This is a genomic window from Bradyrhizobium sp. CCBAU 051011 (assembly GCF_009930815.1).
Lineage (GTDB): Bacteria > Pseudomonadota > Alphaproteobacteria > Rhizobiales > Xanthobacteraceae > Bradyrhizobium.
In genome coordinates this window covers 4,520,230-4,544,724 of the sequence record NZ_CP022222.1, presented here as the reverse complement: position 1 = coordinate 4,544,724, position 24,495 = coordinate 4,520,230, and the positions used below count along the sequence as shown (strand labels likewise).

General features: G+C 64.0%; 17 protein-coding genes. 7 read left to right on the top strand and 10 right to left on the bottom strand.

The annotated features are described in order from the left end of the window. Window positions 1-167: 167 nt before the first annotated feature. From ACH79_RS21335 to ACH79_RS21315, 5 genes are all read left to right on the top strand, one after another. Complete coding sequence (locus ACH79_RS21335) at window positions 168-650, top strand: (2Fe-2S)-binding protein (protein WP_161852743.1); 483 nt, start codon at window positions 168-170, stop codon at window positions 648-650. After that, window positions 650-4,213 (top strand): molybdopterin cofactor-binding domain-containing protein, encoded by a 3,564-nt coding sequence (locus tag ACH79_RS21330; RefSeq protein ID WP_161852742.1) that lies wholly within the window; start codon window positions 650-652, stop codon window positions 4,211-4,213. The genes ACH79_RS21335 and ACH79_RS21330 overlap by 1 nt, the downstream gene beginning before the upstream one ends. Window positions 4,214-4,274: 61 nt before the next feature. Further along, the gene (gene pncB, locus ACH79_RS21325) at window positions 4,275-5,579 is read left to right on the top strand and encodes a nicotinate phosphoribosyltransferase (RefSeq protein ID WP_161852741.1); all 1,305 of its coding nucleotides are present in this window, start codon (window positions 4,275-4,277) and stop codon (window positions 5,577-5,579) included. Between the two features lie 45 nt (window positions 5,580-5,624). Continuing rightward, entirely contained in the window at window positions 5,625-6,920 is a 1,296-nt protein-coding gene (locus tag ACH79_RS21320) for an O-acetylhomoserine aminocarboxypropyltransferase (protein WP_161852740.1), read from the top strand. Between the two features lie 3 nt (window positions 6,921-6,923). Further along, window positions 6,924-7,706: an alpha/beta fold hydrolase gene (locus tag ACH79_RS21315; RefSeq protein WP_161852739.1), complete on the top strand. Its 783-nt coding sequence runs from the start codon at window positions 6,924-6,926 to the stop codon at window positions 7,704-7,706. A 181-nt stretch (window positions 7,707-7,887) separates the two neighbouring features. On the opposite strand, the gene ACH79_RS21310 is transcribed toward ACH79_RS21315, so the two are convergent. From ACH79_RS21310 to ACH79_RS21295, 4 genes are all read right to left on the bottom strand, one after another. Then, window positions 7,888-8,913 (bottom strand): S1C family serine protease, encoded by a 1,026-nt coding sequence (locus tag ACH79_RS21310; protein WP_161852738.1) that lies wholly within the window; start codon window positions 8,911-8,913, stop codon window positions 7,888-7,890. An 81-nt stretch (window positions 8,914-8,994) separates the two neighbouring features. Continuing rightward, window positions 8,995-9,441 (bottom strand): hypothetical protein, encoded by a 447-nt coding sequence (locus ACH79_RS21305; protein WP_161852737.1) that lies wholly within the window; start codon window positions 9,439-9,441, stop codon window positions 8,995-8,997. Window positions 9,442-9,448: 7 nt separating this feature from the next. Next, window positions 9,449-11,053, bottom strand: a complete 1,605-nt coding sequence (locus ACH79_RS21300) for a GMC family oxidoreductase (protein WP_161852736.1) — start codon at window positions 11,051-11,053, stop codon at window positions 9,449-9,451. Window positions 11,054-11,182: 129 nt separating this feature from the next. Beyond that, a complete protein-coding gene (locus tag ACH79_RS21295) occupies window positions 11,183-12,406 on the bottom strand; it encodes a cytochrome P450 (protein WP_161852735.1) in 1,224 nt (407 codons plus the stop codon). 165 nt (window positions 12,407-12,571) lie between these two features. Between ACH79_RS21295 and ACH79_RS21290 the strand changes: the two genes are divergently transcribed. Next, the gene (locus ACH79_RS21290; RefSeq protein WP_246738625.1) at window positions 12,572-14,200 is read left to right on the top strand and encodes an NAD(P)/FAD-dependent oxidoreductase; all 1,629 of its coding nucleotides are present in this window, start codon (window positions 12,572-12,574) and stop codon (window positions 14,198-14,200) included. 880 nt (window positions 14,201-15,080) lie between these two features. On the opposite strand, the gene ACH79_RS21285 is transcribed toward ACH79_RS21290, so the two are convergent. The 5 genes from ACH79_RS21285 to ACH79_RS21265 all read right to left on the bottom strand — a co-directional run bounded on the left by ACH79_RS21285 (window position 15,081) and on the right by ACH79_RS21265 (window position 22,913). Next, window positions 15,081-18,401 carry a carboxyl transferase domain-containing protein gene (locus tag ACH79_RS21285; protein ID WP_161852733.1) on the bottom strand — a complete coding sequence of 1,107 codons (3,321 nt, stop codon included), beginning with the start codon at window positions 18,399-18,401 and terminating at the stop codon, window positions 15,081-15,083. 210 nt (window positions 18,402-18,611) lie between these two features. Further along, a complete protein-coding gene (locus tag ACH79_RS21280; RefSeq protein WP_161852732.1) occupies window positions 18,612-20,054 on the bottom strand; it encodes an amidohydrolase family protein in 1,443 nt (480 codons plus the stop codon). Window positions 20,055-20,198: 144 nt separating this feature from the next. Beyond that, the gene (locus tag ACH79_RS21275) at window positions 20,199-21,224 is read right to left on the bottom strand and encodes an ABC transporter substrate-binding protein (protein ID WP_161852731.1); all 1,026 of its coding nucleotides are present in this window, start codon (window positions 21,222-21,224) and stop codon (window positions 20,199-20,201) included. A gap of 47 nt (window positions 21,225-21,271) precedes the next feature. Continuing rightward, on the bottom strand, window positions 21,272-22,048 hold the full coding sequence (locus ACH79_RS21270) for an ABC transporter permease (RefSeq protein ID WP_161852730.1): 777 nt from the start codon (window positions 22,046-22,048) through the stop codon (window positions 21,272-21,274). Between the two features lies 1 nt (window position 22,049). After that, window positions 22,050-22,913, bottom strand: coding sequence for an ABC transporter ATP-binding protein (locus ACH79_RS21265; RefSeq protein ID WP_161856486.1), 864 nt, complete (start codon window positions 22,911-22,913; stop codon window positions 22,050-22,052). A 195-nt stretch (window positions 22,914-23,108) separates the two neighbouring features. Here ACH79_RS21265 and ACH79_RS21260 point away from each other — a divergent pair, with 195 nt between their 5' ends. Continuing rightward, window positions 23,109-23,867 carry a GntR family transcriptional regulator gene (locus ACH79_RS21260; RefSeq protein WP_161852729.1) on the top strand — a complete coding sequence of 253 codons (759 nt, stop codon included), beginning with the start codon at window positions 23,109-23,111 and terminating at the stop codon, window positions 23,865-23,867. 102 nt (window positions 23,868-23,969) lie between these two features. Here the strand turns inward: ACH79_RS21260 and ACH79_RS21255 are convergent, their stop codons facing one another. After that, window positions 23,970-24,389 (bottom strand): nuclear transport factor 2 family protein, encoded by a 420-nt coding sequence (locus ACH79_RS21255; RefSeq protein ID WP_161852728.1) that lies wholly within the window; start codon window positions 24,387-24,389, stop codon window positions 23,970-23,972. Between the last annotated feature and the right edge of the window lie 106 nt (window positions 24,390-24,495).

Here is a 24,495-nt window from a genome sequence, read left to right as displayed (position 1 = left end):
CGATAAGCACAGTTGCCGTATAATACCGCATTTGCCTCGCCCGTTGTTCATAAAGCGAGCAACGCGCTGCAGCGCGGGATCGCACGGCTTGCACGTTTGTACACAAACGGTATCTTTCGCGAACGTCCAGCGCAGAATTTTGCAACGCAGCGAGGGCTTGAGGGAGCATGACGCAGACCACGATGCGCCTGACCGTCAACGGCAAAGCGTACGATGTCGGCGCCGCTCCGGACACTGCATTGCTTTACGTGCTTCGCAACGACCTCGAACTGAACGGACCGAAATACGGCTGCGGGCTCGGCGAATGCGGCGCCTGCGCCGTGCTGATCGACGGCGTTGCCGCGCGCTCCTGCGTGATCCCGATCGAGGGCTGCATCGGCCGCGACATTGTGACGCTCGAAGGACTCGGCACGCGCGAACATCCCGATCCCGTGCAGCAGGCCTTCATCAGCGAACAGGCCGCGCAATGCGGCTATTGCCTCAACGGCATGATCATCACGACCAAGGCCCTGTTGCTGCGCTCCCCTCGCCCGTCGGAGGACGAAGTGCTGGAAGCGCTGCGTCATCATCTCTGCCGCTGCGGTGCTCATGTCGAAATCATGCGTGCGGCAATGCGAGCTGCAGGCCGTGCGGTTGAGGCGCAGACCTGATGACAGCGCCGAATTCTCCCGGGGATCGTGAACGGCCGCAGGGGACGCTGTCGGTCTTTCGTCCCGCCTCACCCGTCGAGGCCGTCAAGTTCGAGACATTCATCAAGATCACCGCTGACGGATCGGTCACAGCCTATAACGGCCATGTCGATCTCGGCACCGGCATCCGCACCGCGCTCGGCCAGATCGTCGCGGAGGAGCTTGACGTCTCCTTTGCCCGTGTCGTCGTTGTACTTGGCGATACATCGCTTGTTCCCAATCAGGGCGCAACGATTGCCAGCGAAACAATCCAGATCACCGCCGTGCCGTTGCGCAAGGCCGCAGCACAGGCGCGGCAGTTTCTGGTCGCGCGCGCCGCGGCGAGACTGGAACTTCCGATTGAGGATATCATCGTTGAAGACGGCCTGATCCGCGGCAAGGACAATCGCAGCATCAGCTATGGCGAACTGATTGCGGGTGAGACCATCCGCCTTGAACTGTCGGACGACGTTCCGGTCAAGCCCGCCAGCGCCTACAGCATCGTCGGTCGATCCGTTCCGCGCGTCGATCTGCCGGCGAAGGCAACAGGCGAACTGGTGTACGTCCACGATATGCGCGTTCCCGGCATGCTGCACGGCCGCGTCGTCCGTCCGCCCTATGCCGGCGTCGATGTCGGCGACTTCATCGGCAACAGCCTGATTGCGGTCGACGAGTCCTCGGTACGCGACATCCCCGGAATTGTTGCTGTCGTCAGGATTGGCGATTTCGTTGGCATCGTCGCCGAGCGCGAGGAGAATGCGATCAAGGCGGCGGCGCAGCTCAAGGTGAGCTGGAAGCCAGTGCCGACGCTGCCCGACCTGAAGGACATCGAGACTGCGCTGCGCGCCAATCCGTCGACACCGCGAACGCTGATCGACAAGGGTAACATCGAGGCGGCGATCGCAGGCGCGGCCAAGCCGATGCAGCGCACTTATATCTGGCCCTACCAGATGCACGCCTCGATCGGCCCATCCTGCGCGGTCGCCGACTATCAGGAGGACGAGACCAGGGTCTGGTCCGGGACGCAGAATCCGCACCATTTGCGCACCGAGCTGGCACGGCTGATCCATCGCCGCGAAGCCGAGATCGAGGTGATCCGAATGGAGGCCGCCGGCTGCTACGGCCGCAACTGCGCCGATGACGTCTCTGCCGATGCGGTGCTGCTATCGCGCGCCGTCGGCCGGCCCGTTCGCGTGCAGTTGACGCGCGAGCAGGAGCACGCCTGGGAGCCCAAGGGCACCGCACAATTGATGGACGTCAACGGCGGATTGAACGCCGACGGCAGCGTCGCCGGTTACGACTTCGCGACCCGCTATCCATCGAACGGTGCGCCGACGCTGGCGCTGCTGCTGACCGGCACCATCCCGCACACGCCTGTTGTGTTCGAGATGGGCGATCGCACCGCGATCCCGCCCTACGATTACGAGAATCTGCGGGTGGTGGCGAACGACATGCCGCCGATCGTGCGCGCCGCGTGGCTGCGCGGCGTCTCGGCGCTGCCGAATACCTTTGCGCATGAATCCTGGATCGACGAATGCGCTGATGAAGCCGGCGTCGACCCGATCGAATACCGCCTGCGCTACCTGAAGGACCCGCGCGCCGTCGATCTCGTCAATGCTGTGGCCGAGCGCGCCGGCTGGAAGCCGCGGCCGGTGCGGCAGGAGCCGGTGGCCGAGGGCGATATCGTGCGCGGGCGCGGCTTTGCCTATGCGCTCTATGTCCACAGCAAGTTTCCCGGTTACGGCGCGGCATGGTCGGCATGGATCGCCGACGTCGCGGTGAACAAGGCCACCGGCGATGTCAGCGTGACGCGGGTAGTGGCAGGCCAGGACTCCGGCCTGATGATCAATCCGGACGGCGTCCGCCATCAGATCCACGGCAACGTCATCCAGTCGACCAGCCGTGCGCTGATGGAGGAAGTATCGTTCGACCGAACGTCCGTGACGGCGCGCGAGTGGGGCGCCTACCCCATCATCAAATTCCCCGAAGTGCCTGAGATCGACGTGCTGATGCTGCCGCGGCAGGACCAGCCGCCGCTCGGCGTCGGCGAGTCTGCGTCCGTACCCAGTGCGGCCGCCATTGCCAACGCAATCTACGATGCGACTGGCGTGCGCTTCCGTGAATTGCCATTCACACCGGAACGCATTTTGCGAGGCCTGCGCGGCGAGGAGCAGGCAGCGCCGGAAGCATTGCCCGCACCGTCTCCGCAACCCGCTCCCTCATCGCGCACATGGCAGAATCCGTTCACCATACGCGGCAGCGTGTTTGCAACCGCCGCGGCCCTCTGCGCCGCCATGATAGGCATCGGCGCCGCGACGCTGCCGTGGCGCGCAATCGCGCCGATCGCGCGTCCCGATGCGTCCGTCTATTCGGCCGCGACCATCGCGCGCGGCCAGCAACTCGCCGCGCTCGGCGATTGCGCGGTCTGCCACACCGCAACAAACGGCGTCCTCAATGCCGGCGGCAAGCCGCTGCCGACGCCGTTCGGTACGATCTATTCGACCAACATCACGCCCGATGTCGAGACCGGCATCGGTGCGTGGTCCTATCCGGCGTTCGAGCGCGCCATGCGCGAGGGCATCCATCGCGACGGCAGGCATCTCTATCCCGCGTTCCCCTACACTCATTTCGCCAAGACCACCGACGCCGACATGCAGGCGCTCTACGCCTATCTGATGGCGCAGCCGGCGGTGCGTGCGGAGACGCCGCAGAATGCGCTGGCGTTTCCGTTCAACCTTCGTCCGCTGATGGCGGGATGGAATGCGCTCTTCCACCAACCCGCGGTTTTTCAACCTGATCCCACCAAGTCCGAGATCTGGAATCGCGGCGCCTATCTCGTCGAAGGCCTCGGCCATTGCAGCGCCTGCCATTCGCCGCGCAATGCGCTCGGCGCGGAAATGGCTGGCGCTCATCTTGCCGGAGGATTCGCCGAGGGCTGGGAAGCGCCGGCACTGACCTCGCTCTCGCAGGCACCGATCCCATGGAACGAAGACGAGTTGTACGCCTATTTACGAACCGGCGAGTCGCGCTTTCACGGCGTCGCTGCGGGGCCGATGGCGCCGGTGGTGAAGGAGCTCGCCGCATTGCCGGATTCCGATATCCGCGCCATGGCGATCTATCTCGCTTCGTTCAACGCCGCATCGATAGATCGCGCGACGCAGGAGGCGCTCGCCGCAAAACTGGAGGCCTCGACCGTCACGCGCGCGTCAGCCGCCTCTGGTGTCGGCGCCCGGATCTACCAGGGCGCCTGCGCCGTGTGCCACGAGGTCGGCGGTGCGCCGCTGTTCGGCAGCCGGCCGTCGCTGGCGCTGAACAGCAATCTGCACAGCGCCGCGCCTGACAATCTGGTTCAGGTCATCCTGCACGGCATCGCCAAGCCAGCCACAACGGACCTCGGCTACATGCCGGCCTTCAGGGACAGCCTGACCGACGGCCAGGTCGCCGAACTCGTCGGCTATCTCAGGCAACAATTTGCTCCGGATAAGCCGGTCTGGAAGGATATTCATGCTGCGATTGACCGTATCCGGCGGGAACATGTGCGCTGAGCTGCCATGCCGGGGGCAAAACCCACTGGTTGGGCGGCCGTCGGCACGGTAGAGTTCCGCCATGGCAGTTACCGATATTGCATCCCGAACCTATAACCACGGCTGGCGGCTCGACCCGATCGTGCGCAGCCTGCTGGATACCGATTTCTACAAGCTGCTGATGCTGCAGATGATCCGCGATCTCTATCCGGCTCAGCGCGTCACCTTTTCCGTCATCAACCGAAGCAAGCAGGTTCGCCTCGCCGAGATCATCGACGAGGGCGAATTGCGCGCGCAACTCGACCACGCGCGCACCATTCGGTTCACCAAGAAGGAGCTGATCTGGCTCGCTGGTAATACGTTCTACGGCAAGACCCAGATGTTCTCGCCCGACTTCATCCACTGGCTCGCCAACTTCCGCCTGCCCGAATACGAGCTGAACAAGGTCGACGGCCAGTACGAGCTGCACTTCCACGGGCCGTGGACCCACACCACGATGTGGGAGATCCCGGCGCTCGCGATCATGAACGAGCTGCGGTCGCGGCAGGCGACCAAGGGACAGGGACGCTTCGTGCTCGACGTGCTCTATGCCCGCGCCAAGGCCAAGCTGTGGTCCAAGGTCGAGCGGTTGCGCAAGCTCGAAGGCCTGCGGCTCTCCGACTTCGGCACCCGCCGCCGTCACGGCCATCTCTGGCAGCGCTGGTGCGTCGAAGCGGTCAAGGAGGGTCTTGGCCCATCGTTCACCGGCACCTCCAACGTCTTGCTGGCGATGGACAACGACCTCGAAGCGATCGGCACCAACGCGCATGAACTGCCGATGGTCGCTGCCGCGCTCGCCAATTCGGACGAGGAACTGCGCTGGGCGCCCTATCGTATCCTCGACCAATGGCGCCATACCTACGGCGGCAACCTCTTGATCGCCCTGCCCGACGCCTTCGGCACCAAGGTGTTTTTGCGCGACGCGCCGGACTGGGTCGCCGACTGGACCGGATTTCGCCCGGACAGCGCGCCGCCAATCACCGCCGGCGAGGAGATTATCAAGTGGTGGAAGCAGAAGGGCCGCGATCCCAAGGAGAAGCTGCTCGTGTTCTCCGACGGCATGGATGTCGATTCCATCGAGGAGACCTACCGCCACTTCACCGGACGCGTTCGCATCTCCTTCGGCTGGGGCACCAACCTCACCAATGATTTCGTCGGCTGCGCGCCGGACGGATCGGCCGATCTCGATCCGATCTCGCTGGTCTGCAAGGTGACGTCGGTCGATGGCCGGCCCGCGGTCAAGCTGTCCGACAATCCCGAGAAAGCGACCGGCACGCCGTCCGAGATCGAGCGTTACTTGCGCGTGTTCGGTAATGCCGGGCGCGTCCGCACCGCCGTGCACGTCTGAGCTATCAAATACTTTCCCGCCACCCATTGATCTGACGAGCCTCGCATGCCCGCACCCAAGCCGCCTGCCTTTGAAACCCTGAGCCTGCATGCCGGCCAGCGCCCGGATCCCGCCACCGGCGCCCGCGCCGTTCCGATCTACCAGACCACGTCCTACGTGTTCCAGGATTCCGACCATGCCGCGGCGCTGTTCAATCTCGAGCGCGCCGGCCACATCTACACGCGCATTTCCAATCCAACGACGGCGGTGCTCGAGGAGCGGCTCGCCGCGCTGGAAGCCGGCGTCGGCGCGATCTGCACGGCGAGCGGCATGGCCGCACTGCATCTGGCGATCGCAACGATCCTCAACGCCGGCGACCACATCGTCGCCTCCTCTTCGCTCTACGGCGGCACGATCAACCTCTTGGCCCACACGCTGCCGCGCTTCGGCATCACGACGACGTTCGTCAAGCCGCGTGCGCTTGATGAATTCCGCGCCGCGATCAGGCCGAACACGCGGCTCGTGATCGGCGAGACCATCGGCAATCCCGGGATGGAAGTGCTAGATATTCCTGATGTCGCGCAGATCGCACATGACGCGAAGATTCCGCTTCTGATCGACAACACCTTTGCGACGCCATTCCTCAGCCGCCCGATCGAGCTCGGCGCCGATATCGTGATGAACTCGGCGACCAAGTGGATCGGCGGCCACGGCATTGCGATCGGCGGCGTCATTGTCGATGGCGGACGGTTCGACTGGCACGCCTCCGGCAAATTCCCGCAGCTCACCGAACCCTATGCCGGCTATCACGGCATCGTCTTCGACGAACAGTTCGGCCAGGCCGCCTTCATCATGCGCGCCCGAACCGAAGGCCTGCGCGACTTCGGCGCCTGCCTGTCGCCGACCAACGCATTCCAACTGCTCCAGGGTGTGGAGACACTCGGCGTTCGCATGGAGCGCCACATGAGCAATACGCTCGCGGTGCTTGAGGCGCTGACCGCCAACAAGGCGGTCGACTGGGTGCTGCATCCGGCGCTGGAAAATCATCCCGATCATCAGCTTGCGAAGCGGCTGCTGCCGCGCGGCGCGGGGTCGATCGTCTCTTTCGGCATCAAGGGCGGGCGCGCAGCGGGCAAAAAATTCATCGAGTCCTTACGGATGATCAGCCACCTCGCCAATGTCGGCGACGCCAAGACGCTGGTCATTCATCCCGCCAGCACCACGCATCAGCAGATGGACGCCGCGCAACTCAAGGCCGCAGGCATTGGCGAGGAGCTGGTGCGGCTGTCGGTCGGTATCGAAACCGTCTCCGACATCATCGACGATCTCGGCCAGGCGCTTCGCGCATCGCAGAAGGTTTAAGCCATGCAGTTGTCCGTGAATGGTGCTGATGTCTTCGTTGCGACCGGGGGCCGTCCGTTCGATCCGTCGCTGCCCGCGGTGGTAATGCTGCACGGCGCCGGTTTTGATCATTCGACCTGGGCGCTGCACAGCCGCTGGTTCGCGCATCACGGCTATTCCGTGCTGGCGCCGGATCTGCCGGGGCACGGCCGCTCGGGCGGCAGCCCGCTGCCGACGATTGCCGACATGGCGGACTGGACCGCCGCGCTGCTCGATGCGGCCGGTGCGCCGAAGGCGAAGCTGATCGGTCACTCGATGGGATCGCTGATCGCGCTGGAGACATCCGCGCGGCATCCCGACAAGGTTTCCGGGCTCAGTTTGATAGGTACCGCCGCCACAATGACCGTCGGCCCCGACCTGCTCAAAGCCGCCGAGGTCAACAATCCCGATGCCATCGACATGGTCTCGATCTGGGGCCTCGGCTTCAAGGCCGAACTCGGCGGCAGCCTCGCGCCGGGACTGTGGATGCATCAGGGCGCGCAGCGCGTGCTGCAGCAGACGCGGCCGGGCGTGCTGTACAGCGATCTCAACGCCTGCAACACCTATCAGAATGCGCTCGCGGCCGCTGCGCAGGTCAAGGTGCCCGCGACCTTCATTCTCGGCGAGTGCGACATGATGACGCCAGCGAGGGCCGGCAAGACTCTTGCAGCGGCGACGCCGAATTCGCGCACCGTCGTCGTTCCCGGCGCCGGCCACATGATCATGGCCGAAGCGCCCGACGAGTTGCTGGCGGCGTTGCAACAGTAGCATGCTTCTTCTTCCCTTTTCCCCTTGCTTGTGGGAGAAGGTGGCGCGGATGCAATCCGCGCCGGATGAGGGGTCCTGCATTCGCGGAGAGAACCCCTCACCCGTCTCGAATGAGCTTCGCTCATTCGATCCACCCTCTCCCACAAGGGGAGAGGGTGAGCAGTGCTCGGCGTCGCAGTCGTTACTGCCTCGCCGCCGGCTTCCGCTCCACCGGATGAATGTCGACAGCACGCAGGCGGCCCATCCGCAGCACGTCCATTGCCAGCGTGCGGCCGATGCGGTCGCGGTCGAGGGCGCGGATCAGATCGTCGACGCCGTTGATCTCGACGCCGTCCAACCTGATCACGACATCGCCCGGCAACAGGCCGGCTTTTGCCGCCGGGCTGTCCGGCTCGATCTGCGCCAGCAGCGCGCCCATCTTGTTGTCGACGCCGGCGACCACCGCATGGCGCCGCGGAATCGGCGCGGTCTGGCCAGCGACGCCGATATAGGCGCGGCGGACATAGCCGTGGCGGATGATCTCCGACAGCACGAACTGCGCGGTGTTGCTGGCGACCGCAAAGCAGATGCCCTGCGCGCCGCTGATGATCGCAGTGTTGATGCCGATCACCTCAGATGCCGACGACACCAGCGGCCCGCCGGAATTGCCGGGATTGAGCGCGGCATCGGTCTGGATCACGTCCTCGATGGTCCGCCCGCTCACCGAGCGGATCGAGCGGCCGAGCGCGGAAACCACGCCGGCGGTCACCGTCGATTCGAACCCAAGCGGATTGCCGATCGCGACCACGAGCTGGCCGCGGCGCAGGCTCTTGGAATTGCCGAGCGAGGCATAGCGCAGATCGCGCGCGCCATCGGCGCGCAACAGCGCCAGATCAGTGTCGGGATCGACGCCGAGCACGTGCGCGTCGGTGACGAAGCCTTCAGTGTCGCGCAGACGGATCTCTTTCGCCGACCCGACCACGTGGCTGTTGGTCAGCACGAGACCATCGGGCGAGATGACGATGCCCGAACCAAGCCCGCCGCGCTCGCGCGCACTGCGTACCTTCGGCCCGGTTTCGACACGCACGACCGCGGGACCGACGCGTTCGGTGACGTCGATGACGGCATTGGAATAGGCATCGAGCAGAGCCCGGTCGTTATCCTGGGCAGACTCGGCCGTTCGCGATGACAGCTCGTCATCGGCGATATTTGAGGTAAAATCCAACATGGCGAGATTCCTTCGGCTTCCTCAGATGGTGGCCGGGAACCGCTTGCGCAAGGTGCCTGCGATGGGCGCAGGGCTGGCCTGCTAGGCCCGCCTCAGCTTCCCCGCGCGCGCCTTGACGGGATCGAGCAGCGCCCAGTCGCCATGCTCCAGCGTGTAGCCCTTCGGGAATGGGGCGCGCAGTTCGAGTCCGAGCGAGCGCAGCACGCGGTCGTCGCGGTAGTAGCATTGCAGGACGACGCGGACGAGCGTCGCCGCCGCGGCACCGCCAGTAGCGCGGAACTCGGTCGCGACGGCATCGCGTTTGGCCGTGTCGAGTTCGGCGAGCGGTTGGCCTGCGAGACGCGCGATATGATCGAGCGCCCGCGCGACCAGCGCGGTGTCGCGGCCTAGCGTCGCCAGCATGTCGGACTGAATCGCGGGATCGTCGGCGCCGGGCACCTTGTATTCGTCGCTGGCGGGAATGATCATCGCAGCGACGGTGCGAAGATCGTCGCGTTGGGTTGAGGTCAATTCAATGCTTACGGACATGTCGTTCTCAGTCGAAGAGGTTGGCAAGGCGTTGCTTCATCTGGTCGGCGATGTAGAGCGCGATCGCCTGGATGGTCGAGGTCGGGTTGACGCCACCCGAGGTGACGAACACGCTGCCGTCGACGATGAAGAGATTTTTCACGTCATGCGAGCGGCCCCATTCGTTGACCACGGAGCGCGCAGGGTCGTTGCCCATTCGCGCGGTGCCGAGCAGATGCCAGCCGCCCCAGGGAATCGGATTGTTGATGCAGATGTCGGTGGCGCCGGCGATTTCGAGAATCTCCCGGCCGCGCGCCAGCCCATGCTCCATCATCTTCCGGCTGTTCTCGCTGATCGTGTAATCGATCTTCGGCGCCGGGATACCGTGGCTGTCCTTCAGCACCGGATCGAGCGTGACGCGGTTGTGCTCCTCGGGCAGATCCTCGCAAATCGCGGAGACCCCGAGCCGATGGCCGTTGAGCTTGCGGAACACGCGGTGATGATCCGCGCCCCACGGCAGAATCCCTTTTTGCTCGCTCGCCACGGCCTCGAACACCGGCCCTGCGCCGCGGACGAACTGGATGCCGTAGCCGCGGACGAAGCCGCGCGACAGGTCAGTGTCGTAGAACTGCTTGCTCCACAGGCAAGTCGGCGGCGCGCGGTTGCTGTCGGTCGGCTCCTTCACGTAGCCGTAGATCTGCGCATAGGGATGGAACATCAGGTTCTTGCCGACCAGGCCGGATGAATTCGCCAGCCCATTCGGGAAGCGGCCGGAGACCGAGTTCAAGAGCAGCCGCGGCGTGCCGACGCCGTTGCAGGCGATGATGACGACCTCGGCGGGCTGGAACTGCTCGATGCCATCCTGGTCGTAGTAGACGACGCCGGAGGCCATGCCATGCTCATTGGTCAGGATCTCGCGCACGCGGCAATGCGTCTTCAGCTCGACGCCGGCGCGGATCGCCTGCGGCCAATAGGTGATGTCGGTCGAGGCCTTTGCGCCTTGCGCGCAGGCCGGCGTGCAATGGCCGAGATTGATGCACCGCGCCCTGCCCTCGTAATCCATCGTCGCGACCGTCGTATCCGATGGCCACCAGTGCCAGCCAAGCTTGTTCATGGCCTTGCCGATCAACGGACCGGAGAGCCCGAGCGGCTGCGGCGGCATCGGCGGGTGCGTCAGCGGCGACAACGGATCGCCCGACAGACCCGAGACGCCCATCATCCGGTCGTTCTCTTCGAAGAACGGGGTGAGTGCGTCGTAATCGATCGGCCAGTCGTCAGCGACGCCGTCGAGCGTCTGCACCTTGAAATCGGACGGGTGCAGCCGCGGCCAATGCGCGGTGTACATCACCGTCGAGCCGCCGACGCCGTTGAAGTTCACGACCTTGATCGGCGAGTTGTCGTCGTTGATCGGATAGTCCTCGGGCCGGCCGCGGATGTTCGGGCTGGTTGACCACTCGCCGTAGAATTTTGCCTCCCAGTCGCGCCCGGTGCTCGGATATTCCGACGGCTTCATCCAGCCGCCCTGGTCGAGACAGAGGATATGCATTTTCGTTTCGGCCAAACTCCACGCCACCGCCGCACCGGATGCGCCGGCGCCGATGATGAGGACGTCAACGGGATCGTTCTTGTTCATTCTTGGTCCTTAAATCTCTCTCCTGTCGTTCCGGGGCATCGCGTAGCGATGAACCCGGAACCTCGAGATTCTCAGGTGCGCAATTGCGCACCATAGTTCGATGCTGACGCATCGCCCCGGAATGACGAGCTAGCTTACAATCCTCACCGGAAGCGAGCGGATGCCGCGGATGAAGTTTGAGTAGAGGCGTTGCGGCGGGCTCATGATTTCAAAACGAAGGTCTCTTGCCAATATTTCCTCCCAGAGAATGCGTATCTGCTGCTCGGCCAAGCGGTCGCCGACGCAGCGGTGGATGCCGGCGCCGAAGGAAAGATGCTGCCGTGGCTTGGCGCGGTCGATGATGAATTCGTCGGCGCGGTCGATCTTGCTCTCGTCGCGATTGCCGGAGATGTACCACATCACCACCTTGTCGCCCCTGGCGATGCGGCGACCGGCGAGTTCGACATCATTGCGCGCCGTGCGGCGCATGTGCAGCACCGGCGTGTGGTAGCGGATGATTTCGGAGACGAGGTTCGGGATCAAGTCGCGCCGTGCGCGGACCAGTTCGAACTCTTCAGGGTTTTCCACCAGGGCTATCAAGCCGCCGCTCATGGAATTCCGGGTGGTATCATTGCCGCCGACGATCAGAAGCGCCATCGTGCCGATGAACTCGCGCGGCTGCAGATGACGCGTCGCCTCGGAATGCGCCAACATCGAGATCAGGTCGAAGGTCGGCGGCGCATTCGCACGCGCATCCCACAATTTTCGGAAGTACTCGCCCATCCTGGCCAGTTCATCGTAACGCTCGGCTTCCGAATGCACCACGGCATCAGGCGAATCGACATTGGCGATTGCGACATCCGACCACCAGGTCAGCTTCATGCGATCTTGCCAGGGAAAATCGAACAGCGTCGCCAGCATCATGTTGGTGAGATCGGTCGAGACCCGCTCGACCCAGTCGAATGTCTCGTTGCGCGGCAGCGCGTCCAGCACGTCGGAAGTACGCTTGCGGATCAGCGGCTCGAAATTGGCGAGGTTGGACGGCGCCACGATCGGCGCGACGGTGCGTCGCTGCGCGGTGTGACCGGGCGGATCCATCCGGATGAAATTGGAGATCTCGCGCCCTTTGGGCTGGTCGGCCACCTGAATACCGCCGAGCTCCGAACTCGACGAATAATTCTCATGATCGAGCTCGACCGCAAAAATGTCATCGTAACGCGTCACCGACCAGTAAGGCCCGTACGCCGACGCCTCGCAATAATGCACGGGATCGTCAAGGCGCAGTTGAGCGAACAGCGGACGCCAAATATCGTCCTGATAGAGATGGGGATCGCTGACATCGATCGAGGCCAGCTTACGCAGCGCCTCAGCCATCGTTTCCCTCCCCTCCTGCCGTCGCCGCTTGCCGGGCGCTCGGTACCCTGACGATAGGGGTAGATGCGGTCGCGAGTAAAGCCGAAGGGCGCAGGCTGGCGGCAAACCTGCAACCCTGCCACGCGTCCATGCGGGGTTTGTCCACGGCTGCGAGAGCGGATAGCCTTGGCGCAAACGATAAACGCGGGAGCGACGCCGATTTCGGATTTCGACGCCATCATCATCGGTGCGGGCATGTCGGGGCTTTACCAGCTCTACCGCTTGCGCGAACGAGGCTTGCATGTGCGGGTGTTCGAGGCGGGCACCGACGTCGGCGGCACCTGGTACTGGAACCGCTATCCCGGCGCGCGCTTCGACTCCGAAAGCTATTCCTACGGCTACTCGTTTTCGAAGGAGCTGCTGGAGGAATGGGAATGGTCGGAGCATTTTGCGGGCCAGCCGGAAACGCTGCGTTATCTCAACTATGTCGCCGACAAGTTCGACCTGCGCCGCGATATCCAGTTTCGCAGCCGGGTGACGGCCGCGGTCTATGATGAGGAAACGCGGACGTGGACGATCACGCTGGAGGATGGCGCTGAGCACAGCACGCGTTTCCTGATCACGGCGATCGGGCCGCTGTCCGCGCCGACGCTGCCACGGATCGAGGGCCGCGACGATTTCAAGGGTGCCTCCTTCCACACCGCGCGGTGGCCGAAGCAGCCGGTGGATTTCGCCGGGAAGCGCGTCGCCGTGATCGGCACCGGCGCTACCGGCGTGCAGACCATCCAGACCATTGCCGGACAGGTCGGCCATCTCACCGTGTTCCAGCGCACGCCAAACTGGTGCGCGCCGCTGCACAACGGCGAGATCGACGCCGAGACGCAGGCGAAAATCAAGGCGGGCTATCCCGAGATCTTCGCCCGTTGCAAGGAGACCTTCGCCTGCTTCCTGCATACGCCTGATACACGCGGCGCGTTCGAGGTGTCGGACGAGGAGCGCGAGGCATTTTACGAAAAGCTCTACGGCGAGCGCGGCTTCGGCATCTGGCAGGGCAATTTCAAGGACATATTGATCGACCGCAAGGCGAATGCCACGATCTCCGATTTCGTCGCGCGCAAGATCCGCCAGCGCGTGAAGAACCAGGCGGTGGCTGAAAGGCTGATCCCGAAAAATCACGGTTTCGGCACCCGCCGGCTGCCGCTCGAGACCTTCTATTACGAGGTCTATAACCAGGACAATGTCGAGCTGGTCGACATCAACGAAACGCCGATCGAGCGGATTACGTCCAAGGGGATCAAGACCAGCGACCGCGAATACGAATTCGACATCATCATCTATGCGACCGGCTTCGACGCCATCACCGGCAGTTTCGACAAGATCGATTTTCGCGGAAGCAGCGGGGTGCGGCTGAAGGACAAGTGGAGGCGCGGACCTGAAACCTATCTCGGCATCATGGTGCATGAGTTTCCGAACATGCTGATGCTGATGGGACCGCACACCGCGCTCGGCAATATCCCGCGCAGCATCGAATACAGTGTCGACTGGGTGACCGGGCTGATCCTGTTCGCGATGGAGAAGGGGCTGACCCGGCTGGAGGCGACGCCCGAGGGCGTGAAATCCTGGACCGATCACGTCAAGGCGCTCGGCGAGGGATTGCTGTCCAACGAGGTCAATTCGTGGATGACCGGCATCAATTCCAACGTCGAAGGCAAGCAGACCCGCATCGTCGCCCGCTACAGCGGCAGCGCACCGGCGTATCGCGCAAGGTGCGATGAGGTGGCGGCGAAGGGGTATGAGGAGTTGCGGTTGGGGTAGCATTTTGGCTGACTCGGCGAAGCGCCGCTCCGTCCCCCGTCATTGCGAGCGCAGCGAAGCAATCTATTCTTCCGTTACGCCGCGAGATGGATTGCTTCGCTGCGCTCGCAATGACGTGGATATAGTTTCGCGGTCTCGCGACGCTGATCGCCCGAGGTTTGTATCTTCTTTCCTGCCCTCGATGCAGAGGGCGCAGGGAAGACCGGGTGCTTGCTGCACCCGAGGTCTCGTGTGCCGTTGCGCATAAGGAAAAACGCACACGAGCATACAGGTACAGCGGAAACACTCCGGCCTTCCCTGCGCAATGGCTTTACGGCTTATTTCGTGCTCTCCCCGGAGAACGGCTCTTTTGCCTCCGTCATCCCTGAGAAGCTTCGCTTCTTAAGAACTTAACGCCAGCACCGCGGCGTCCGAACCACACGACTTCGCCGTACACAACAGCCACGCACGTCGGTCATGGCTCTCGTGTCCATCGCATCTCACCGCGCGTTCGTGACGATGGCCAACGCCCCTCATCTTGCCGCGAGACGGGCGGAGTTATGCAACTGATTTGGGTGAGAACGAAAGCAGAATATTTTTGAGCAAGGGGCTGGACAAGTTTTTTGATTTGCCTGTCGGGCAGTCACACACGAGATCACAGATGTCGGTACCCGTAGGATTGGGCGAAGCGAAGCGTCCCCACCATCGCGAATCGCGTTCGATGGATGGTGGGCACGGCGCTATCGCGCCTTTGCCCACCTACGCGACTTCGCTCTACCCATCCTACGATCTTTGCTGCCTCCACATCGTCATTGCGAGCGAAGCGAAGCAATCCATCCCTCCGCACTCGCGGACGCGTGGATTGCTTCGTCGCTTTGCTCCTCGCAATGACGGGGAGAAACTACCACGCATCGATGCACGGCCGTTTCTTGGTCGTGCGCGCTTCCGGCTTCGGCACCGAGCGCAGGCCCGCCATGATCCACTGCCGGGTGTCGGCGGGATCGATCACCTCGTCGATCTCCAGCACCGAGGCGATCGAGACCGCCTTGCCGTTGGCGTAGAGCTCGGCGACCTTGGACTTGTAGTAGTCCTCGCGCTCGGCCGGATCCTCGATCGCTTCCATCTCCTTGCGGAAGCCGAGCCGGACATAGCCCTCCAGGCCCATGCCGCCGAATTCGCCGGTCGGCCAGGCCACCGTGAAGAAGGAGGCGTGGAAGCCGCCGCCGATCATGGATTGCGCGCCGAGACCATAGCCCTTGCGCAGGACGATGCCGAACAGCGGCACGGTGAGGCTGGCGCCGGTCACGAACATGCGCGCGACATGGCGCACGATCGCGGTCTTTTCCGCTTCGGGCCCGACCATGAAGCCCGGCGTGTCGCACAGCGAGACGATCGGGATGTCAAAGGCGTCGCAAAGCTGCATGAAGCGCGCGGCCTTGTCGCCGGCCGGCGCATCGATCGCGCCGCCGAGATGCTTTGGATTGTTGGCGATCAGGCCGAACGGTTTGCCTTCGATGCGGATGAAGGCGGTGATCATGCCGACGCCGAAATCCCGGCGGATCTCCAGGACCGAGCCTTCATCGGCGAGGAGATCGATGACATTGCGGATGTCGTAGACACGCAGGCGGTTTTCCGGGATCGCCCGGCGCAACAGGCGCTGGTCCGGCGCCTTCCAGTCGGCGATCGCTCCCTGGAAGTACGACAGGTACTTTTGCGCGGCGCTCGTCGCTTCCGCCTCGTCCTCGACCAGGATGTCGATGACGCCGTTCGGCGACTGGAACGACACGGGCCCTACTTCCGCCGGGTGATAGACGCCGAGGCCGCCGCCCTCGATCATCGCAGGTCCCCCCATGCCGATCGATGTGTTGTTCGTGGCGATGATGACATCGCAGCAGCCGAGCATCGCGGCGTTGCCGGCGAAGCAGTAGCCGGAGACGACGCCGATCACCGGCACCAATCCTGAGAGTTTTGCGAACTGCACGAAGGATGGGCCGTCGAGACCGGTCATGCCGAGCCGGTCGGTGTCGCCGGGACGGCCGCCGCCGCCTTCGGCGTAAAACACCAGCGGCAACCGCCATTGCTCGGCAAGGCTCAGCATGCGGTCGATCTTCTTGTGGTTCATATGTCCCTGCGTGCCGGCGAGCACGGTGTAGTCGTAGGCGATCACCATGCAGCGGGCGGCATCCGCGCCGAATTTTTCAGCGTTCACGGTGGCGACGCCGGAGATCAGGCCGTCGGCCGGTGTGTTGCGTATGAGATCGTCGACCGTGCGGCGGCGACGTTGCGCGGCGATGGCGAGCGATCCGTATTCGACAAAGGATCCTTCATCGACGAGATGGGCGACGTTTTCGCGCGCCGTGCGCTGGTCGGTCTTGCGGCGGCGTTCGACCGACGCCGGACGGTTCTCGTCCAGCGTGATGGCGCGACGCTCGATCAGTTCGGCCAGATCAGGACGGATGTGATCGAGATCGACGTCCTCATCCTCGGCGATATCATGGGCGTCGAGTTCGGCCGGTTCGAGATAGAGGATCGCCTCGTCCTGCATCAGCGTCATGCCGGAGCCGGCTGCGATCTGCAACACCCGGCCGCCATGCGGCGCCGTGACCAGATGCTCCATCTTCATGGATTCGAGCACGGCGATCTGCTGGCCGGGGCGAACGAGGTCTCCCTCCTCGACGTCGATCGCGACGATGGTGCCTTGCAGCGGCGCCGGCACCGCGACCGAACCCGCCGGGCCGGTTGCCGACGCCACGACGGCGGCCGCGAGCGTCTCGTCATCGGCGGCGCTGCCGGATTCGACCAGTTCCGTCTCCGCCGTCGAGTTGGCCTCGCCAACCAGGGACGCGACGTGCTTGTCGATGAAGCCGGTGCTGAGACGGTTCTCGGCAAAATCCGGATGCGCCAAAATCGCCGCGAGGAAGGGGATGTTGGTGGCGACGCCGTCGATCCGGAACTCGCGCAGCGTGCGCGTGGCCTTGTGCACGACGTCGGTCCAGTTGCCGCCCGGCGAATGCACGATGACTTTTGCGAGCAGCGAGTCAAAGGCTGTGCTGGTCCGGTAGCCTGAGTAACCGAACGTGTCGACACGAACGCCCGGTCCGGACGGCAGGTCGAATACGGCCAGCGTCCCGCCGGTGGGTTTCGTCCCGCCGGTTTCGTCCATCACCTCCATGTTGACGCGGAGCTGCATCGCAAAACCGCGCGGCCGCGGGATGTAGCCCTGGGCCAAGCCGAGCGAACCGAGCGTGGCCCCGGCCGCGACCGCAAGCTGCGACTGCACGAGATCGAGGCCAAGCACCTCCTCGGTCACGGTATGCTCGACCTGCAGCCGCGGATTGGCCTCGATGAAGGCGAACGCCTTGTCGCTTCCCCGGGCGTCGTTGTCGACGAGGAATTCGAAGGTGCCGAGATTGTCGTAGTTGGCGGCAGCCGCGAGGTCCTTGGCGGCGTCGATGATGCGCGTGCGCAGCGCATCGTTCAGCGATGGGCTTGGCGCGACCTCGATGAGTTTCTGGTTACGACGCTGGATGGTGCATTCACGCTCCCACAGATGGCTGATCGCGCCGTGGTGGTCGCAGATGATCTGCACCTCGATATGGCGGGCATTGCGGATGAGACGCTCGACATAGACGCCGTCGCTGCCGAAGGCGGCGTTGGCCTCGGACTGGCAGCGCGCATAGGCCTCTTCCAGCCGCTCCACGTCATCGACGATGCGCATGCCGCGGCCGCCGCCGCCGGCGATCGCCTTGATCATGACGGCGCCGCCCGGACCCAACGATTGCAGGAAGGTTTTGGCCTCCTCCAGGCTGGTCGGCCCGCTGGTGCCCTCGATGACGGGAACGCCGCATTGCCTGGCCAGCGCCTTGGCCCGCGCCTTGTCGCCGAACAGGTCGAGCGCATCCGGCGACGGCCCGACGAAGACGATGCTTTCCTCGATGCAGCGCCGGGCGAGCGCGGCATTCTCGCTGAGGAAACCATAGCCCGGGTGCACCGCGTCGCACTCGGTCGCCTTGGCGGCCGCAATCACCGCCTCGATATCGAGATACGCCCGCGCGCCGCGCCCGGGGATTTCGCAGGCCGAGTCGGCGGCGCGGATGTGCAGCGATTGCGCGTCGGCGGCGGAATGGATCGCCACCGTGGCGAGCCCGGCGTCGCCTGCTGCACGCGCGATGCGGATGGCGATCTCGCCGCGGTTGGCGATCAGCAGCTTGTGGAAAGACATGGACGTTCCCGGTGCCCCTCGCGTTCGCGATCCGAATTCTCCGGCGCAAAATCGCTGTCAATTCAGATTCTTGTTGGTGAACATGACAACCTTGCGCGAAATCCGATGCAAGTGGAATTTTGTTCCGCAAAACGGAAATCACTGAAAGTATGCGCGCGCGGGTGTTCGCTCCCGGCTCCAGGGGAATGCTTCGCCTGAAGGCGCGATGGCCTAGCGGCAATCCAGGTGGGTTTCGAACCAGCGCTGCAGCGAGGCCGACAGCTGTGGCCAGGCGCGCTGAAAGCCGGAGAGCTTGCCGGCGCTGGCGCGGTAGATGCCGCGAAGTTCCTGCTCGATGTCAGGAAGATCGACGCCGGTGCAGCGGCCATCGCTGACGATCTTTCGGCCGCCCACCACCACGTCGCGCAGCAGCGAGGCGTTGCCGCGCGCGAACAGGAGATCGATCGGATCGACCGGCATGATGCGGTCGCGGTCGAGCCGGTCGAGATCGAGGGTGACGAAATCGGCCGGTGCGCCTGATAGGAGCGCGCCGGTTCCGGGGGCACCCGTCGCCTTGCGGCCGTTGGCGATCGCGAGCGCCAGGAATTCGGACGCGGTCCAGGTTCGCTCAAAGCCGAGGCCGCCGTGCATCATCTGCACCAGCCGCATCTCGCGCAGCACGTCGTCATCCTCGTCCAGCGCCAGCCCGTCGACCCCGACCGCAATGGCGCAGCCGCATCGGTGCGCCGCGGCGATCGGGGCAAGGCCGGAGCGCAGGTGCAAATTGGAACTGAAATTGGTGACGATGCGCGCGCCTGACGCTGCGATCATCTCGATTTCGTCGGGACGGGCATGGATGCAATGCGCCAGCGTCAGCCGCTCCGACAGGAAGCCGATGTCGCGGAGGTAGCGGACGACGCCACCGGGAAAATGCTGGTCGGCCCAGGCGCGCTGATAGATAGTTTCCAGGAGATGCATGTGAATGCGCCGGCCGGTCAGCGCCGAATTTTCAGCCACCGCCTCCAGCAGCGGCTTTGAGCACCATTGCACGCCGGCCGGGCCGAGTTGCACATCGATCTTTGGCCCGGCGATCTCAGAGGCGATGGCGTCGGTCAGTTCGATATAGGCCTTTGGCGCCATCGGCGCGCGGACGAACAGGTCTTCGATCGTCTTGCGATCATCGCCCGCGAGTTCCGAGAGCACCGGCTCGCTATCGCCATACACCACCGGATTCTGGTCGCGGACGGCGAGCGCAAAGGCGATGCGGATGCCGACATCAGACGCTGCCCGCGCGATGGCTTTTGCTTCCTCGACCAGCGGCATCGCCCCGCTCGGCCGGGTGTAATGGATCATCATCGCCGCGCAACCGGCCCGCGCCGAGCGCGCCAATGCCGAGGCCGCAGTCAGGTAGGGATCGACCGGCGTGCCGAGCGCGGAACGGAGGATCCAGCTTTCCAAGGGCATGCCGAGCGCGCCGAAGGACGAGGCGGCCGGGCGGGCATGGTCGTGGGCGTTGACGAAGGCGGGAAGGATGAGAGTGCGCGGACCGATTGTTGGTCGCGCCCCCTCGGAAATGTGGGTGATGAGCCCGTTGTCGTGCCGCAGCACGACGTCATTGAGCAAGCCGCGATCCGGGCCGGAGAACAGGCTGTGTGCCGGAACGTCCATCATCATAGTCGCACTCCGTCATTGCGAGGAGCGAAACGAAGCAATCCATCTATCCCCGTGCAGAGGCATGGATTGCTTCGCGAAGCCTGTCATCGGGCGGCGCTTCGCGCCGACCCGTTGGCTCGCAATGACGAATGGATACACCAAGCGTCAATTCGCTGTATACACCAGCTCCCTTTCCGCGCGCGGCGGCAAAAATTCGCGCGAGAAAATCTCCGACGGCGCAGGCGCGCGGGCGAGCTGGTAGCCTTCGACGATGATGCCGATGGCGCGGGCCATGCGGTCGTCCTTGACGTCGCCGACGCCGATCTCCTTCATCTCGGGCGAGACGATCAGCTTGTCGAAGGAAAACTGCAGGCGCCGCTTCTCGACATCGACGTTGATGAGATTGTCGTAGTTCACGGCCGACTTCATGCCCGCGTTCTGGTCCTTGGCGATCGCGATCATTGCCTTGTTGACGGCGCGGACGAGGCCGGCGACGGCTTTCGGATTGGACGCGAGCAGCTTGCGTGACACCATTAGGCCGTTGGAATAGAGGTCGAGGCCGTAATCGCCGAACGAGAACCATTTGTAGTCCTTGTCCGGATCCTGACGGTTCAGCACCAGGTTGAAATAGCTCGTGATGTTGAACACCAGCGCCGCGTCGATATCGCCCTTGATCAGCATCGGCTCCTGCAGGTTCGGCGCCATGTTGGAGATCTTGATCTTCTCGCCTTCCAGCTTGTTCTTGTTGGCAAACACCGGCAACAGCCGCGTGGTCGGCGTGCCCTGCGCGCCGCCGAGCGTGCGGCCCTCGAAATCCTTGATGGTGTTGATGCCGCTGGTCTTCTTGGTGACGATCGCAAATGGGGGCTGGTTCCAGATCTGGTAGACCATCACAGGCGCTTCCTGCGGCTTGGTCGAGGCGTTCTGGATGATGGCGTTGACATCGCCGAAGCCGGCGTCATAGGCGCCGGACATGATGCGCGTCACTGTCGCGCCGGAGCCCTCGCCCTGGTCGATCACGACGTTGAGGCCTTCCTCTTTGAAGAAGCCGTGGTCCTTGGCATAGAAGAATGCGGCGTCCGACCCCTGCGTCTTCCAGCCCAGAGTGAACTTGATCGTCGTCTCCTGCGCGCTGGCGGTGCCGGCGAACAGGGCAACTCCCAGCAGCGCGGCGGTTACTCTGGCTAACATGGCGATCTCCTCGATAAGGGTTGGATGGCGGTTGACGGAATCCTGGTTCATGTCGTGATCACGTCGTTCTTGCGGGTGGCCCAGCCGGTGACGCGTCCCTCGATCAACGAGAAGATGACGTAGAGCGCGACGCCGAGGCCGGCGAGCACAAACAGGCCGGCAAACACCAGCGGCACGTTGAAATTCGAGGACGCGGTCATCATGACGTTGCCGATGCCGCGGTTCGAGGCGACAGTCTCCGACAGCACCGCGCCGACAAAGGCGTAGGAAACCGCAACCTTCAGGGAAGCAAAGAAGAACGGCATGGTGCGCGGCAGCCCGACGTTCCAGAGAATGTCGAGCTTGCTGGCCCCTAACGCCTTCAGCACGTCTTCCAGTTCGGGTTCGGTGGTGGCGAGGCCCGTCGCGATGTTGACCACGATCGGAAAGAAGCAGATCGAGAGCGCGGTCAAAACCGCCGGCACCGTGCCGGAGCCGAACCACAGCACGAAGATCGGCACGACAGCGACCTTCGGAATCGAGGAGAAGCCGACGAGAAGCGGATAGGCTGTGTCATACGCGGTCTTGGAAACGCCGATGATGGCGCCGAGCACGACGCCGAGGCCCACGCCAAGCACGAAGCCGATCATCGTCGTCGCCAGCGTCTGCAGGATATGCGGCCACAGGATCGGGAATTTCTCGAACAGCGTGACGAACACCTGCGACGGCCGCGGCAGCACCAGGTCGGACATCCCTGTCATCAGGCAGAACAATTCCCAGGCGACGAAGAACAGGACGATCAGCCCCGCCGACCAGACCTTCTGGCGATAATCGAACTCGGACATCTCAGGCCGTCCCCTTGGTTGCCGCGCCTCTCGCGTCGACGATGAAGGCGCGCAGCTTCTGGTTCAGCGCGACGAAATCCGGCTCGAAGGTCATCGCCACCGTGCGCGGCCGAACGAAATCGACGCGGCTGTCGTCGAGGATGCGGCCGGGGCGCGCGCTCATCACGCAGATGCGGCTGCCGAGGAACGCCGCCTCGCGCAGATCGTGCGTCACCAGCAGCACGGTCGGCTTGTGGGCGATCCAGAGCTCCTGCAGGATCGACCACAGTTCTTCCCGCGTGAACTGGTCGAGCGCGCCGAAGGGCTCATCCAGCAAGAGCATGCGCGGCTCGTGGATCAGCGCGCGGCAGAGATTGGCGCGCTGGAGCATGCCGCCGGAGAGTTGCCAGGGGTAGCGGTTGCCGAACCCCTTGAGGCCGACCTGCTCAAGAAGCGCGTTGGCCTTGTCGCGGAATTCGGTCTTGCGCAGCTTGCGGAATTGCGAGCGGAACGGCTCGACGATCTTGAGCGGCAGCATGATGTTCCGCTCGATCGACATCCACGGCAGCATGGTCGGGTTCTGGAACGCCATGCCGACGCGCATGGCGCGCGCCGCAACTTCCCGACCGCCGACGATGACCACGCCCGACGACGGTTGCACCAGGCCGCTGACCAGCCGCAGGATGGTCGACTTGCCGCAGCCGGAGGGGCCGACCAGCGCGACGAACTCGCCGTCGGCGATCCGCAAGGTCGTGGTGGACAGCGCCGGCACCGCCCGGGCGCCGCGGCCGAAGGTGACGGAGGTTTCCGATAGTTCGATGGCGATCGGGGCGGCGGCCGCCGAAACGGGTGAGCCGGCGAATTCGGAGTGTGGCTGCATGCGCATCATGGCTGGAAGTGCATGCAAGCCGGATGCCAGCGAAACTCGCCTTTGAAATCAATGGTCCTGCGATCTGCCGCCCAATCCAGCGGATTCCTTTTGTGCAATTCCGCCCTCAAACTGCATGCAATTGAGGCGCACAATTGGTCGGCAATTGTGATAAGAGGCGCCATTCGCAGCACGTCCTCTAAGGATTCGCCGATGGCGCCCCGCCCCGCCAGCAAGACCGCCGAACCGTCCGACAAGGTCGGGCTGATCTGCCGCGCGCTTCGCCGCGCCATCATCGAGCAGGCGCTGGCGCCGGGGGCGAAACTGCCGGAGGATTCCCTAGGAGAGAGGTTCGGCGTCAGCCGCACCATCGCCCGCCACGCGCTGGGCCAATTGGCCGCCGAAGGTCTCGTCGAGCTTCGCCGCAATCGCATTGCGGTAGTGGCGACGCCGAGCTGGCAGGAAGCGCGCGATGCCTTTGATATCCGGATCGAGCTCGAGCGGCTGGTAGTGCGCCAGCTCGCCGGCAAACTCACCAAGGCCCAGATTGCCGAGCTGAACGCCCATGTCGATGCCGAGGACCGCGCCCGCGACGGCGTGGATGCGGTCTCGATTCGCCTCGCGACGGAATTCCACATCCTGCTCGCCAACATGACGAACAGCCCGATCCTGGTGCGCTATGTCAGCGAGGTCGCCTATCGCTGCTGCCTGACGCTATCGCTCTACAGCCGCCCGCATTCGTCGGAATGCGCGATCAACGAGCACCGCGCGATCATTGCTGCGCTGGTCAAGGGGGATGAGGTCAAGGTGATGAGCCTGATGCACAGCCATCTGGATTCGGTCGCCAGCCGCGCGCTGGTGGCCCCTGCCCCACAGCGCGGCCGGGATTTGCTGGATATTCTGGCGCCCTATGCCGAGGAAGGCGAAGGCGAGCGCGTGGTGAAGCTGCCGAAGGTGGTCAGGGCGCGGTAGTTTCCACCGTCATTGCGAGCGAAGTCGAAGCAATCCATCTCTCCACGCGCGCGGAGAGATGGATTGCTTCGTCGCTTCGCTCCTCGCAATGACGAGAAACCCCTACGCCTCGATCCCACGCTGCAGCAGAATTCGCTCGGCACTGTCGTTCCAGACGTCCATCTTCACGATCTGGCCACCCCTGACCACGAAGCGGTCGACATAGCGGTTGCCCTCGAACGGCGTGCCGTCGATCCACTCGCCGTAGAGGGTGCCGATGCTGTAGACGACAGTCTCCTCCGCGCCGGGGCAGACGTCGAAACGGTCCATCTGCTTCTTGACCCAGCGATAGCGTTTTGCGTTGAAGCCGGTCGGCCCGCGCGGATGGTCGAACTCCCGCCCGCCGGTGAAGGTGATGATGGTGCCGGGCTTCATATAGGCCGATGCGGCATCGGGATCCGGGATCATCGACGCCGTAAGATAGGCCTCGACCACCTCGGCATCGGACATTCCCTTGCGTTCGGCTTTGGCGGCGGTGGACATGGCGGGTTCTCCTGATGCCCGCGGATACTACAGTCCAGCCACCAAACTGCATGCACATTTTTTGAACAATTTGACCGTCAAATTGCACACAATCTGGAGCTGCCCG

Excerpts from the sequence above, each read along its gene's own strand:
- ACH79_RS21335 (WP_161852743.1), top strand. The coding sequence starts at position 168 with ATGACGCAGACCACGATGCGCCTGACCGTCAACGGCAAAGCGTACGAT.
- ACH79_RS21330 (WP_161852742.1), top strand. The coding sequence starts at position 650 with ATGACAGCGCCGAATTCTCCCGGGGATCGTGAACGGCCGCAGGGGACG.
- pncB (WP_161852741.1), top strand. The coding sequence starts at position 4,275 with ATGGCAGTTACCGATATTGCATCCCGAACCTATAACCACGGCTGGCGG.
- ACH79_RS21320 (WP_161852740.1), top strand. The coding sequence starts at position 5,625 with ATGCCCGCACCCAAGCCGCCTGCCTTTGAAACCCTGAGCCTGCATGCC.
- ACH79_RS21315 (WP_161852739.1), top strand. The coding sequence starts at position 6,924 with ATGCAGTTGTCCGTGAATGGTGCTGATGTCTTCGTTGCGACCGGGGGC.
- ACH79_RS21310 (WP_161852738.1), bottom strand. The coding sequence starts at position 8,913 with ATGTTGGATTTTACCTCAAATATCGCCGATGACGAGCTGTCATCGCGA.
- ACH79_RS21305 (WP_161852737.1), bottom strand. The coding sequence starts at position 9,441 with ATGTCCGTAAGCATTGAATTGACCTCAACCCAACGCGACGATCTTCGC.
- ACH79_RS21300 (WP_161852736.1), bottom strand. The coding sequence starts at position 11,053 with ATGAACAAGAACGATCCCGTTGACGTCCTCATCATCGGCGCCGGCGCA.
- ACH79_RS21295 (WP_161852735.1), bottom strand. The coding sequence starts at position 12,406 with ATGGCTGAGGCGCTGCGTAAGCTGGCCTCGATCGATGTCAGCGATCCC.
- ACH79_RS21285 (WP_161852733.1), bottom strand. The coding sequence starts at position 18,401 with ATGTCTTTCCACAAGCTGCTGATCGCCAACCGCGGCGAGATCGCCATC.
- ACH79_RS21280 (WP_161852732.1), bottom strand. The coding sequence starts at position 20,054 with ATGATGATGGACGTTCCGGCACACAGCCTGTTCTCCGGCCCGGATCGC.
- ACH79_RS21275 (WP_161852731.1), bottom strand. The coding sequence starts at position 21,224 with ATGTTAGCCAGAGTAACCGCCGCGCTGCTGGGAGTTGCCCTGTTCGCC.
- ACH79_RS21270 (WP_161852730.1), bottom strand. The coding sequence starts at position 22,048 with ATGTCCGAGTTCGATTATCGCCAGAAGGTCTGGTCGGCGGGGCTGATC.
- ACH79_RS21265 (WP_161856486.1), bottom strand. The coding sequence starts at position 22,913 with ATGCGCATGCAGCCACACTCCGAATTCGCCGGCTCACCCGTTTCGGCG.
- ACH79_RS21260 (WP_161852729.1), top strand. The coding sequence starts at position 23,109 with ATGGCGCCCCGCCCCGCCAGCAAGACCGCCGAACCGTCCGACAAGGTC.
- ACH79_RS21255 (WP_161852728.1), bottom strand. The coding sequence starts at position 24,389 with ATGTCCACCGCCGCCAAAGCCGAACGCAAGGGAATGTCCGATGCCGAG.